Annotated in this window: 13 protein-coding genes; 1 reads left to right on the top strand and 12 read right to left on the bottom strand. The window is 57.7% G+C overall.

What is annotated here, in order from left to right; genetic code table 11:
* Window positions 1-112: 112 nt before the first annotated feature.
* Genes AC6I8I_RS05585 through sdhC form a run of 4 tightly spaced genes read right to left on the bottom strand, consistent with a single transcriptional unit; the run spans window position 113 to window position 3341 of the window.
* Window positions 113-829 carry a succinate dehydrogenase iron-sulfur subunit gene (locus tag AC6I8I_RS05585; RefSeq protein ID WP_312057627.1) on the bottom strand — a complete coding sequence of 239 codons (717 nt, stop codon included), beginning with the start codon at window positions 827-829 and terminating at the stop codon, window positions 113-115.
* 14 nt (window positions 830-843) lie between these two features.
* Entirely contained in the window at window positions 844-2610 is a 1767-nt protein-coding gene (gene sdhA, locus AC6I8I_RS05580) for a succinate dehydrogenase flavoprotein subunit (protein WP_312758044.1), read from the bottom strand.
* Window positions 2611-2958, bottom strand: coding sequence for a succinate dehydrogenase membrane anchor subunit (gene sdhD, locus AC6I8I_RS05575; RefSeq protein ID WP_031374822.1), 348 nt, complete (start codon window positions 2956-2958; stop codon window positions 2611-2613). It lies immediately after the preceding gene.
* Window positions 2952-3341, bottom strand: coding sequence for a succinate dehydrogenase cytochrome b556 subunit (sdhC, locus tag AC6I8I_RS05570; protein ID WP_312053731.1), 390 nt, complete (start codon window positions 3339-3341; stop codon window positions 2952-2954). Before sdhC ends, sdhD begins: the two co-directional genes overlap by 7 nt.
* Window positions 3342-3972: 631 nt before the next feature.
* On the opposite strand from sdhC, the gene AC6I8I_RS05565 reads away from it, so the two are divergent.
* Window positions 3973-5256, top strand: coding sequence for a citrate synthase (locus tag AC6I8I_RS05565; protein WP_233984890.1), 1284 nt, complete (start codon window positions 3973-3975; stop codon window positions 5254-5256).
* A 66-nt stretch (window positions 5257-5322) separates the two neighbouring features.
* Here the strand turns inward: AC6I8I_RS05565 and nei are convergent, their stop codons facing one another.
* The 8 genes from nei to AC6I8I_RS05525 form a co-directional block, all read right to left on the bottom strand.
* A complete protein-coding gene (gene nei / locus AC6I8I_RS05560; protein WP_312758047.1) occupies window positions 5323-6111 on the bottom strand; it encodes an endonuclease VIII in 789 nt (262 codons plus the stop codon).
* 11 nt (window positions 6112-6122) lie between these two features.
* The gene (gene pcp, locus AC6I8I_RS05555; protein ID WP_312053728.1) at window positions 6123-6770 is read right to left on the bottom strand and encodes a pyroglutamyl-peptidase I; all 648 of its coding nucleotides are present in this window, start codon (window positions 6768-6770) and stop codon (window positions 6123-6125) included.
* A gap of 6 nt (window positions 6771-6776) precedes the next feature.
* A complete protein-coding gene (locus tag AC6I8I_RS05550) occupies window positions 6777-7793 on the bottom strand; it encodes a DUF979 domain-containing protein (protein ID WP_312053726.1) in 1017 nt (338 codons plus the stop codon).
* The gene (locus tag AC6I8I_RS05545) at window positions 7793-8521 is read right to left on the bottom strand and encodes a DUF969 domain-containing protein (RefSeq protein WP_312758050.1); all 729 of its coding nucleotides are present in this window, start codon (window positions 8519-8521) and stop codon (window positions 7793-7795) included. Before AC6I8I_RS05545 ends, AC6I8I_RS05550 begins: the two co-directional genes overlap by 1 nt.
* Window positions 8522-8576: 55 nt before the next feature.
* Complete coding sequence (pxpA, locus tag AC6I8I_RS05540) at window positions 8577-9314, bottom strand: 5-oxoprolinase subunit PxpA (RefSeq protein WP_312758052.1); 738 nt, start codon at window positions 9312-9314, stop codon at window positions 8577-8579.
* Window positions 9304-10236, bottom strand: a complete 933-nt coding sequence (gene pxpC, locus AC6I8I_RS05535; protein WP_497819764.1) for a 5-oxoprolinase subunit PxpC — start codon at window positions 10234-10236, stop codon at window positions 9304-9306. The genes pxpA and pxpC overlap by 11 nt, the downstream gene beginning before the upstream one ends.
* Complete coding sequence (gene pxpB, locus AC6I8I_RS05530; RefSeq protein ID WP_312053718.1) at window positions 10230-10886, bottom strand: 5-oxoprolinase subunit PxpB; 657 nt, start codon at window positions 10884-10886, stop codon at window positions 10230-10232. The genes pxpC and pxpB overlap by 7 nt, the downstream gene beginning before the upstream one ends.
* A 158-nt stretch (window positions 10887-11044) precedes the next feature.
* A complete protein-coding gene (locus AC6I8I_RS05525; RefSeq protein WP_312053716.1) occupies window positions 11045-11788 on the bottom strand; it encodes a type 2 GTP cyclohydrolase I in 744 nt (247 codons plus the stop codon).
* Window positions 11789-11790 lie beyond the last annotated feature (2 nt).

Below are 11790 nucleotides of genomic sequence, written 5' to 3'. Positions count from 1 at the left end.
GCGCAGCGCGCGCGTGGCCCGTAAGGGAACCTTTGTAAACGTGGTACCAGACCGCGCTTACAGAGGCTTCCGTAAACCACCGGGAACCTGAGGTTCCCGGATGGTGTGGTGCTTATGCCCCCCGTTGCAGCAGCATCGACTTAATATGGCCGATGGCGCGCGTCGGGTTTAGCCCTTTCGGGCATACGCTCACACAGTTCATGATGCTGTGACAGCGGAATACACTGAAAGCGTCGTTCAGATTGTCGAGACGCGCATCGGTTTCGGTGTCGCGGCTGTCGATCAGGAAGCGGTACGCGGCCAGCAGGCCGGCAGGCCCGATAAACTTCTCCGGGTTCCACCAGAATGATGGGCATGAGGTTGAGCAGCAGGCACAGAGAATACATTCGTATAATCCATCCAGATGTTCGCGCTCATCCGGCGACTGCAGATGCTCACGTGCCGGCGGATTTTCCCCATTATTCAACAGGAAAGGCTTAATTTTCTCATATTGTGCATAAAACTGGCTCATGTCTACTACCAGGTCACGCACCACCGGTAAACCCGGCAGCGGACGGATAACAATTTTCTGTTTACCGTTGCCCAGCGCAGAGACCGGCGTGATGCAGGCCAGTCCGTTTTTACCGTTCATGTTGAGGCCGTCGGAGCCACAGACGCCTTCACGGCATGAGCGACGAAACGCCAGCGTCGGATCTTTCTCTTTCAGACGAATCAGCGCGTCCAGCAGCATCATGTCACGACCATCTTCCGATTCCAGGCTGTAATCCTGCATCCGCGGTTTGTCGTCGACCTCTGGATTGTAGCGATAAATTGAAAACTCGAGTCTCATGATCGTCTCCGAAATTAGTAGGTACGCACTTTCGGCGGGAAGGCCGCGCGCAGTTTCGGCTGCATGTTCACCTCACGGCGCGTCATGCTCTCGGTTTCCGGGACATAAAGACTGTGGCACAGCCAGTTCTCATCATCACGATCCGGGAAGTCGAAGCGACTGTGTGCACCGCGGCTCTCGGTGCGATAGTTAGCCGCCACCGCCGTGGCAAACGCCGTCTCCATCAGGTTGTCCAGTTCCAGACATTCAATACGCTGCGTGTTGAAGTCCGGCGAGCGGTCATCCAGACGCGCCGATTTCAGGCGTTCACGGATCACTTTCAGCTCTTCCAGGCCCTGCGCCATTGCATCGCCTTCACGGAATACCGAGAAGTTATTCTGCATGCAACGTTGCAGCGCTTTACGAATCTCAACCGGGTCTTCGCCGGTGGTGTTATTTTCCCAGCGGTTGAAGCGCGCCATCGCCGCATCAATATCATCTTCAGAGGCATCGCGCAGCTCGCCCTGCTCCTGAATGCTTTCCAGCAGATGCAGACCCGCAGCGCGGCCAAACACCACCAGGTCGAGCAGCGAGTTGCCACCCAGACGGTTGGCACCGTGCACCGATACGCAGGCGATTTCGCCCACTGCAAACAGTCCAGGAATCACCACGTCTTCACCCTGCTCATTCACCCGCAGCGCCTGACCGGTCACTTTGGTCGGGATACCGCCCATCATGTAGTGACAGGTCGGAATCACCGGAATCGGTTCTTTAATCGGGTCGGCATGGGCAAAGGTGCGTGACAGCTCAAGAATGCCAGGCAGACGTGATTCAAGCACCTCTTTACCGAGGTGATCGAGTTTCAGTTTAATGTGCGGCCCCCACGGACCGTCGCAGCCGCGACCTTCGCGAATTTCGATCATCATCGAGCGCGCAACCACGTCACGGCCCGCCAGATCTTTCGCATTCGGCGCGTAGCGTTCCATGAAGCGCTCGCCATGTTTATTCAGCAGATAACCGCCTTCACCACGGCAGCCTTCGGTCACCAGCACGCCCGCGCCAGCGATGCCGGTTGGGTGGAACTGCCACATCTCCATATCCTGCACCGGTACGCCTGCGCGCAGCGCCATACCTACGCCGTCGCCGGTGTTGATATGCGCATTGGTGGTGGACTGGTAGATACGGCCTGCCCCGCCGGTTGCCAGCACGGTGGCTTTGGCTTTGAAGTAGACGGTCTCACCGGTTTCGATACAAATCGCGGTACAGCCGACAATCGCACCGTCAGCATTTTTCACCAGATCCAGCGCGTACCACTCAGAAAAGATGGTGGTCTTATTTTTCAGGTTCTGTTGATACAGCGTGTGCAGCAGGGCGTGACCGGTACGGTCCGCTGCCGCCGCGGTACGTGCCGCCTGCTCGCCACCGAAATTCTTCGACTGGCCGCCGAACGGACGCTGGTAGACACGACCATCATCCAGACGCGAGAACGGCAGGCCCATGTGTTCCAGCTCCAGAATCGCTTCCGGGCCGGTTTTACACATATATTCAATCGCGTCCTGGTCACCGATATAGTCGGAGCCTTTGACGGTGTCGTACATGTGCCATTCCCAGTTATCTTCATGGGTATTACCCAGCGCGACGGTAATACCGCCCTGCGCAGATACGGTGTGGGAACGGGTCGGGAAAACTTTTGATAACAGAGCACAGCTCTGGCCGGCCTGGGAGATTTGCAGTGCGGCTCGCATTCCTGCGCCACCTGCGCCGATCACCACGGCATCAAACTCTCTGATTGGCAAACTCATTTACACACCCCACACCACAACAAATCCATAAATCGCATACCACAACAGCGCCACCACAATCACAAACTGCAACACCAGACGGGTTGGCAGCGATTTGACGTAGTCTGTTAACACCTGCCACATGCCAATCCAGCCGTGGATCAGAATCGAGAACAGCGTCAGCAGGGTGAACACTTTGGTGAATGCGGAAGCGAAGAAGCCACGCCACAACTCATAGGTCAGCGTGTCAGTCATCACTACAAAACCGAGGATATAGACGATGTAGAGCGTAATCAGAATTGCGGTTGCCCGCAGCAGCAGCCAGTCCTGGATACCGTTGCGACCCAACGCGGATGCATTGCTTACCATACGAGGACTCCCGCCAGAATTGCCAGCACGACAGTGATTACAAAAGTCATATAAGCTGAACGCTTACCCACCTGCAGGGTTTCAGCCAGATAACCAAAATCCATCAACATATGACGAATCCCGCTCACCGCGTGGTAGGCCAGCGCCGTTAAAATGCCCCACATGATAAACTTCGCGAAGAAGCCATCCATGATGGTAGCGGCGTGCTGGAAACCTTCCGGAGAGGAGAGTGAGAGACCGAGTAGCCACAGCAGGATGCCAACAGCAACCAGGGTGATTACGCCGGAGACGCGGTGAAGAATGGACGATATTGCAGTAACGGGAAACCGGATCGTCGAGAGATCCAAGTTGACAGGTCTTTGTTTTTTCACGGTTTTGCCCACACAGCTCTTTTTTATTTTGCTTCCTCCGGACCTGAGGCGGAGTCTAATCACAACGCGTGGCAGACTTTAACCGTCACCAAAAAAGCAACATCCAGTGTTAATTGACGCGGTAGAAACGCTGGGTGGCTCCTGGTGTCAGGGTGTTCCGGAGACCTGGCAGGAGTATAGGAGGATCACATTCTGATTACAATTCCCCTACAAACTCTTTGGTAAATTTTAGATGGAACAGTGATCCTACTCACGATTTTCACAATTGATACAATTTTAATTATCTGATTTGACAATAGTTCAACAATTCAGTTACAAACTAACGCTACAAATTCCTATGATGCACAAAAGTTATGGGGATACACTTTCCCCTAAGCGCAAGTTATGTAACATTGCGAACGTAAGCATTAAAAAGCATCAGGTTATTGGTTACCAAGAAGTTATGTCCTGACCGGATCTTTAACAACCGCGATATGCAGCATGTCATGGCTCTACGGTTCCTGCTGGGAACGCGCCTCTCACTCTGTACCCTGCACCAGCCATAAGACAGCAGAGTGATGCTGTGAAGTTTTGCCAACCGCAACATGAACGCGTTTCAGGTGTCTAAAGATCTTTACCTGCCTAAGGCGCTATGGAGACGAAAATGACAGATAAAAAAGTGACGCTAACCCTACAAGATGAAACGTCCGTTGAACTGGATGTGCTGCAAGGCACGCTAGGCCAGGATGTGGTTGATGTCCGCGCCCTCGGCTCCAGTGGACTGTTTACCTTCGATCCGGGTTTCACGTCTACCGCATCCTGCGAGTCAAAAATCACCTTTATTGATGGTGATGAAGGTATCCTGTTGCACCGCGGCTTCCCGATCGCCCAGCTGGCGACCCACTCCAACTATCTGGAAGTGTGCTACATCCTGCTGAATGGCGAAGCGCCAAATCAGAAGCAGTTTGAAGAATTCCGTACCACCGTTACCCGTCACACCATGATTCATGAGCAGATTACCCGTCTGTTCCACGGCTTCCGTCGTGATTCACACCCGATGGCGGTGATGTGTGGCGTGACCGGCGCGCTGGCGGCGTTTTACCACGACTCGCTGGACGTTAATATTGAGCGTCACCGCGAAATCGCCGCGTTCCGCCTGCTGTCCAAAATGCCGACCATGGCCGCGATGTGCTACAAATACTCCATCGGTCAGCCGTTTGTTTACCCGCGTAATGACCTCTCTTATGCCGGTAACTTCCTGCACATGATGTTTGCGACGCCGTGCGAAGAGTACAAGGTTAACCCGGTACTGGAACGCGCTATGGACCGTATCCTGATCCTGCATGCTGACCATGAGCAGAACGCCTCAACGTCAACCGTGCGTACTGCCGGTTCTTCTGGCGCTAACCCGTTTGCCTGTATCGCCGCCGGGATCGCCTCCCTGTGGGGACCGGCGCACGGCGGTGCCAACGAAGCGACACTGCGCATGCTGGAAGAGATCAGCACCGTTGAGCACATTCCTGAGTTTGTGAAACGTGCGAAAGACAAAAATGACTCCTTCCGTCTGATGGGCTTTGGTCACCGGGTTTACAAAAACTACGACCCGCGCGCCACCGTGATGCGCGATACCTGCCATGAAGTGCTGAATGAGCTGGGTATGAAGGACGATCTGCTGGAAGTGGCCATGGAACTGGAACACATTGCGCTGAACGACCCTTACTTCATCGAGCGCAAACTCTATCCAAACGTCGATTTCTACTCCGGTATTATTCTGAAAGCGATGGGAATTCCTTCCTCAATGTTCACCGTGATCTTCGCGATGGCGCGTACCGTTGGCTGGATCGCGCACTGGAAAGAGATGCACGACGAAGGGATGAAAATCGCCCGTCCACGTCAGCTCTATACCGGTTATACCGAGCGCGAATTCAACTCGCAGCTGGATAAATAAACGTTATTTTTCAACGAAAAAGCGGGGCCATCTGGCCCCGCTTTTTTTATGGCTGCCGTCAGGCACTCAATGCTGACAGCCCGGACACCAGTAAAAAGGGCGCGACGATAAGGTGCCCTTCTCAATCACCGTGCCACAACGCCGGCATTTTTTCCCCTGACGGTGAAACACCTCGAACTGAAATGCCGCTTCATGATGATATTTCTTCATCGTGCCGCGCATCCGATAAGCATGACGCGGCACCGACAGTAGCGCATCGCTGAATGCGGTCAGCTGATCCTCGGTCAGATCCTGCGCCCGGTGATGCGGCAACAGCTGCGCCAGCCAGAGGATCTCAGCCCGCAGGTAGTTGCCCAGACCGGCCAGGAAAGCCTGATCGAGCAACAGTCCGCTGAACTGACGCCGCCGGAAGCGCGGTGATAGCAGCCGCTGTCTGACCTCATCCACCGTCAGCGCGCTGCTCAGCACATCCGGGCCGATGCGGTTAAGAAACGGGTGTGCCGCCAGCGTATCGGCATTTAGCAACTCAATATCCGACGCGCTATACAGCAGAATCGCCCGATCGGCGGTCGCCAGCCGCACCCGTAACTGTCGGGTGGTCTGTAATTCCGTTTCGGGCGTGACGATGCGCCAGACGCCATACAGCTGATTGTGGCTGTAGAGCGTCAGGCCATTGCTGAAATGTGTCAGCAACGCCTTGCCGCGGGTCTCAATCGCCTGCACCTGTTCGCCAATCAGCGCCGGTTCGTAAGTTTTCAGCGCCGGAAAGGCAAACCACGCCTCGGTTAACGGCTGGCCGACAATCGCGGTCTCAAGCTGATCCGCCACCCGGCGAATCTCTGGTCCTTCAGGCATCGTGCATCCTCTTAGTGTGTGGCGCCGCCGGCTATTTTCAGATCTTCAGCGGTCTCGAGCGTCACCCGGACCGCAATTTCCAGCGCCTGAATCACACTGGCGACCGACATGCTAGGCGCACCAGGGTGCAACGCCGCCTGCTCCGGCAGATAAGGGATGTGGATAAAGCCACCGCGCACCGGCGTCTGCTGCTGGGCCAGCCAGTGCAGCAGACCATACATCACCCGGTTACAGGTAAAGGTCCCGGCGGTCTGTGACACCGAGGCGGGAATCCCCGCCTGACGCAGCGCGGCCACAATCGCCTTGATCGGCAAACGCGAGAAATAGGCCGCCGGACCGTCAGCCACAATCGGTTCATCAACCGGCTGATGGCCGGCGTTGTCGGCAATACGCGCATCATCCACGTTGATGCCGATGCGTTCAACGGTAATGTCGCTGCGTCCGCCCGCTTGTCCTACCGACAGAATCGCATCCGGTTTCACCTCATCCAGCGCCTGGTAAAGCACATCCAGCACCCCGGCAAACACCACCGGCAACTGACGGATAACGATTCGCGCGCCAGCAATCTCTTTGCCTTCCAGCGCACTGACCGCTTCCCATGACGGGTTAATGCTTTCACCGCCAAACGGTTCAAAGGCGGTCATCAGGACAGTTTTCATTCAGCCTCACAGGAACATCAGGAAATAGAGCAGGAAAATGTTAACGATTAACAGTAGCACACCGGTCGGGACCTGAGCTTTGATCACCGCGTTACGATCCGGCAGCTCCAGCAGCGCCGCCGGGACGATGTTGAAGTTAGCCGCCATCGGCGTCATTAGCGTTCCGCAGTAGCCGGAGAACATCCCGATGGCTGCCATCACCGCCGGATTGCCGCCGTGCTGCAGCACCAGAATCGGAATGCCGACGCCCGCCGTGATAATCGGAAACGCAGCAAAGGCGTTGCCCATCACCATGGTCAGCAGCGCCATGCCACCGGCATAAACCGCCACCGCGATAAAGCGACTGTCGACCGCCAGGTACGTTTCGGTCAGATGGGAGATCGCACTGCCGACGCCAGCGCTGGTAAACAGCAGCCCCAAAGTGGCGAGGATTTGCGGCAGGATAAATGCCCAGCCAATAGCATCCAGCAGCCGTCGGGTCTCCTGCATCGACTGCACCGGTTTCTCATGCGTCAGTTTCAGCGCCACCAGCCAGCCGATCAGGCAGCCGATCATCATCGAAAACAGCGTCACCAGCGTCGCGTGGTTACCAGGACCAAACACCGTATCCTGTAAGCCCGGGATATGGTTAAAGGCCAGCACGCCCGCGACCGTCACCACCGGGATCGCCAGCGCAGGCAGGAACAGTTTATTGCGCAGGCGCAGCGCACTGGCCTGCTTCTCCTCATCGCTACGCTGATGATAACGGCCAAGCTTAACCCCGCCTAAACCGGCAATCAGCGCCATCACCACCACCGCAACCCCGACGCTAATGTTCAGCATCCGGCTGCCGGCGGCTGCCGATCCCATCCACTGCGTCATCAGTTGTGTGGTCCAGTCGCCAACCAGGAAAATCAGGCCATACAGCGCCCAGAACAGGCCGGTGGTTAAACGGCGCGGGTTGGCGCGATCGCCCCAGGAGAGCACCGCCACTACCAGCAGGATCAGCCCTGCCAGCCACATCAGATATTGTTGCTGAAACATCACTGCCCTCCTTTGGCTTTCAGTGCCTGGCCGTTCAGCACCTGTAACTCACGGGCTAACCGCCGATCGAGCCGTACCAGGCGGGCCGAGTGGATCAGGAAGGCCGCTACCGCGGTCGGGATACCCCACAGAGCAATGTGCAGTGGTTCGGTCTGAATCCCGGCCGACTCCTGCATAAAGTTGTGCATAAAGATAATCGCGCCAAAGGCTACGAAAATATCCTCGCCAAAGAACAGGCCGACGTTATCAGTCGCCGCCGACATCGCGCGCAGACGATGGCGCACCTCTGGCGAAACCTCACCATAACGGTTTTCCGTCGCCCCTTCCGCCATCGGAGCCAACAGCGGGCGCACCATCTGCGGATGGCCACCGAGGCTGGTCAGGCCGAGCGCTGCAGTCAGTTCGCGCACCAGCAGATAGACGATAAGCAGTCGGCCAGCGGTAGCGGTTTTAATCTGGGCGATCCACGCCTGCGCCCGCTCCTTCAGACCGTGACGCTCCAGCAGGCCGATCACCGCCAGCGGCAGCAACAGAATCAGCGGCAGGTTACGGGTGTTGAGAAAGCCCGAACCGAGCTTTTCCAGAATGTCGGCTAACGGCATCATGGCCGCTAAGCCGGTGACGAAACCGGCGACAATAACCACCAGCACCGGATTAAACCGTAATACGAAGCCGATAATGATGGCTGCAATGCCAAGCAGCGGCCAGAGATTTACCACGCTATCCATCTTTTCCCCTTAGAGTATGAAAAAGCCCGGGCACAGCCGGGCTAAGCATTATTATTCAGGCACTGGTGACGCTGATTTGCTGGGCGGCAAAGGCATCACGCAGCCGCCGGGCAAACTGCAGGGCGTGCGCCCCGTCGCCATGTAAGCAGACGGTTTGTGCCTTAACCGCGACCCATTCCCCGCTGATACTTTTTACCTTGCCCTGCTGCACCATGTTCAGCGTCTGGTCGATCGCCTGCTGTTCATCCTCAATCAGCGCACCGGGCTGGCTGCGCGGCACCAGCGCCCCGCTGCTGAGGTAACCGCGATCGGCAAACACCTCTTCACGGGTGCGCAGGCCATAGTGAGCCGCCGCCCGAATCGATTCACTGCCCGCCAGACCGACCACTATCAGCTGGCTGTCCACCGCTTTAATCGCCCGGGCAATGGTGTCGGCCAGCACCGCATCCGCCGCCGCCTGGTTGTACAGCATGCCGTGCGGCTTAACATGAACCAGCCGCGCGCCTTCGCTTTCTGCCAGGCTCTTTAGCGCACCGATCTGGTAGATCATCTGGGCATAGACCGTTTCCGGCGGCAGCTGCATCGCGCTGCGGCCAAAGTTTTCGCGGTCAGGAAAAGCCGGGTGTGCGCCAATCGCTACCCCGGCGTCTTTCGCCCAGCGGATTGATTGCAGCATGGTCTGGGCATCGCCGGCATGAAAGCCACAGGCGATGTTGGCCGAGCTAACCAGTTGCAGCAGCGCACGGTCGCTGTCGCAGCCTTCACCGAGATCGGCGTTTAAATCAATTTTCATTAGCGAGTCCCCACACCATCTGGTCCAGCGCACGCTGCTGATGCTGACGCGCCTGCATCGCCTCCGGCAAAGTGCAATGAATAAAGTGAATCGGTTCACCCAGCCGGATTTGCGCCAGGTGATAGAGGTCAGCCTCAATAATGCAGGCGATACGCGGATAGCCACCGGTGGTCTGAGCATCGGCCATCAGCACAATCGGCTGACCGTTAGGTGGCACCTGCACCACGCCCGGAACCAGTCCGTGTGACAGCAGTTCACGCGGGGTTTCCCGGTTGAGCTGACGCCCCTCCAGTCGGTATCCCATCCGGTTACTTTGCGGACTGAGTTTCCACGCGGTACGCCAGAACGCCTGCTGCGCCTCGCGGCTGAATTCATGGTATTCCGGGCCCGGCAGCGCGCGAATGCGGTTGCCCCACAGCAGCTGCCGGACGCCCGCTTTGCGCGCAAACTGGCGGGTCGGTTTACCCAGCGGCAGGCAATCGCCATCCTGCAGCCTGCGCCCGTGGAACCCGCCAAATCCGGCTTTCAGATCGGTGCTGACAGAACCGAGCATCGCTGGCAGATCGAATCCGCCCTGCACTGCCAGATAGCTTCGCATGCCATGAACCGGCATCGCCAGCGACAGCACCTGCCCTTTTTTGACCTGCGTGCGCCAGCCGGTCCACACCGGCTGACCGTCCAGCTCCGCGTTACAGCCAGCGCCGGTCAGCGCAAACCAACCATCACGGGCAAACTCCGCTTTAAACTGGCCAAGCACCACCTCCAGCACCGCGCTGTCTGGCGCATTCCCTACCAGTAAGTTGGCGGTGGTCATCGCGGGCTGATCCAGTACCCCACCGAGGCTGATACCGTACTGTCGCCAGCCGTGACGGCCCGCATCCTGAATGGTGGCCGCCAGTCCGGCCCGCAGGATCCTCAACATACGCCCTCCTTCTGTGGCACGAAGCGCACCGTATCGCCGGGTCGCAGCAGCGTCGGCGGTTGCTGCAGCGGATCAAACAACGCAACCGGCGTCTGACCGATGAGCTGCCAGCCGCCCGGTGACGCCAGTGGATAGACACCGGTCTGGCTGCCGCCGATACCAACCGATCCGGCGGGTACGGTGACGCGCGGCTCTGCCCGACGTGGGATATGCAGACGCGGATCCAGCCCTCCCAGATAGGGAAAGCCGGGCTGAAAACCGATGAAATAGACCACGTATTCGGTACTGCTGTGCAACTCCACCACCTGACGAATGGAGAGTCCGGCATGTTCGGCCACCACCGCCAGATCGGGGCCGCTCTCGCCGCCATAAATAACCGGGATCGCCACCTGACGCGATTCCGGTATCTGCACTTCACTCTCTTCCCACCAGCGCTGCAGCCGCTCAATGGCGTCCAGCGCGCTCTGCTGTGGATCACGCAGTATCAGGGTGATGTTGTTCATGCCGGGGATCACCTCCTGCACGCTATCGACCGCCTGCAGGCGCTGGTTCAGACCCCAGATTCGTTGCTGGCTGGCCAGCGAGATGGGTGGTTCAAGTTCCAGCACCACTGCGCGTTCACCCAGTAAATAACAACGTGCTCGTTGCAACAGCGACCTCCCGTTGAGCTGAAATCTCGCGTGCCAGACCGTTTCCGGCGCACGGATCAGCCGTGTGCTTATCTACTTAAAGCAAACAGTTATGCGAAAGTGACGGAGATGTGTCAACAGATTTAGGTCCTGCGGCTGGCGCAGGACCGGAAGTGGGATCAGGCAGGATTAGGAATATCGATGAAGGTCACATCCAGACCGTGGTGTTGCGCCAGCCAGTCGCCCAGCGCTTTGACGCCACCGCGCTCGGTCGCATGGTGTCCGGCAGCGAAGAAGTGCAGCCCCTGTTCACGCGCGCTGTGAATGGTCTGCTCCGACACTTCACCGGTCAGGTAAGCATCCACGCCAAAGGCAGCCGCCTGATCGATAAAGCCCTGGCCGCCGCCGCTGCACCAGGCGATGCGGCGAATCAGTGCCGGCGCGTTGTCGCCACAGTGCAGTGGCTCACGTCCCAGCTTATCGGCAATGCGATCGGCCAGCTGCTGGCCGGTGAGCGGCTCGGCCAGTTCACCCCAGAACACCAGCGGCATCACTTCGCCGCGCACCTCAATATCCAGCAGCTTCGCCAGCTGCGCGTTGTTGCCTAACTGCGGATGGGCGTCGAGCGGCAGATGCCAGCCATAGAGGTTAATGTCATTGGCCAGCAGCGTACGCAGGCGACGACGCTTCATGCCTTTGATCGCGGCCGGTTCGTTTTTCCAGAAATAACCATGGTGCACCACTATCGCATCGGCCTGACGCGCTACGGCTTCATCCAGCAGTGCCTGACAGGCGGTGACGCCGGTGATCACCGTTTTGACTTCGCTGCGTCCTTCGACCTGCAAGCCGTTTGGGGCGTAATCACTGAAGTTGTGGCTCTCCAGCTGCTGATTGATCAGCGTCTCGAGTTGGTAATGATTCATCG

The organism is Pantoea sp. X-Soil-YNGN-775, assembly GCF_059730575.1.
Note: the sequence above shows the minus strand (reverse complement) of the source record. Positions and strands in the feature narration are given on the sequence as shown.

Bases quoted from the DNA above. Each gene is read 5' to 3' on its own strand.
- AC6I8I_RS05585 (WP_312057627.1), bottom strand. From the start codon at position 829: ATGAGACTCGAGTTTTCAATTTATCGCTACAATCCAGAGGTCGACGAC.
- sdhA (WP_312758044.1), bottom strand. From the start codon at position 2,610: ATGAGTTTGCCAATCAGAGAGTTTGATGCCGTGGTGATCGGCGCAGGT.
- sdhD (WP_031374822.1), bottom strand. From the start codon at position 2,958: ATGGTAAGCAATGCATCCGCGTTGGGTCGCAACGGTATCCAGGACTGG.
- AC6I8I_RS05565 (WP_233984890.1), top strand. From the start codon at position 3,973: ATGACAGATAAAAAAGTGACGCTAACCCTACAAGATGAAACGTCCGTT.
- nei (WP_312758047.1), bottom strand. From the start codon at position 6,111: ATGCCTGAAGGACCAGAGATTCGCCGGGTGGCGGATCAGCTTGAGACC.
- pcp (WP_312053728.1), bottom strand. From the start codon at position 6,770: ATGAAAACTGTCCTGATGACCGCCTTTGAACCGTTTGGCGGTGAAAGC.
- AC6I8I_RS05550 (WP_312053726.1), bottom strand. From the start codon at position 7,793: ATGTTTCAGCAACAATATCTGATGTGGCTGGCAGGGCTGATCCTGCTG.
- AC6I8I_RS05545 (WP_312758050.1), bottom strand. From the start codon at position 8,521: ATGGATAGCGTGGTAAATCTCTGGCCGCTGCTTGGCATTGCAGCCATC.
- pxpA (WP_312758052.1), bottom strand. From the start codon at position 9,314: ATGAAAATTGATTTAAACGCCGATCTCGGTGAAGGCTGCGACAGCGAC.
- pxpC (WP_497819764.1), bottom strand. From the start codon at position 10,236: ATGTTGAGGATCCTGCGGGCCGGACTGGCGGCCACCATTCAGGATGCG.
- AC6I8I_RS05525 (WP_312053716.1), bottom strand. From the start codon at position 11,788: ATGAATCATTACCAACTCGAGACGCTGATCAATCAGCAGCTGGAGAGC.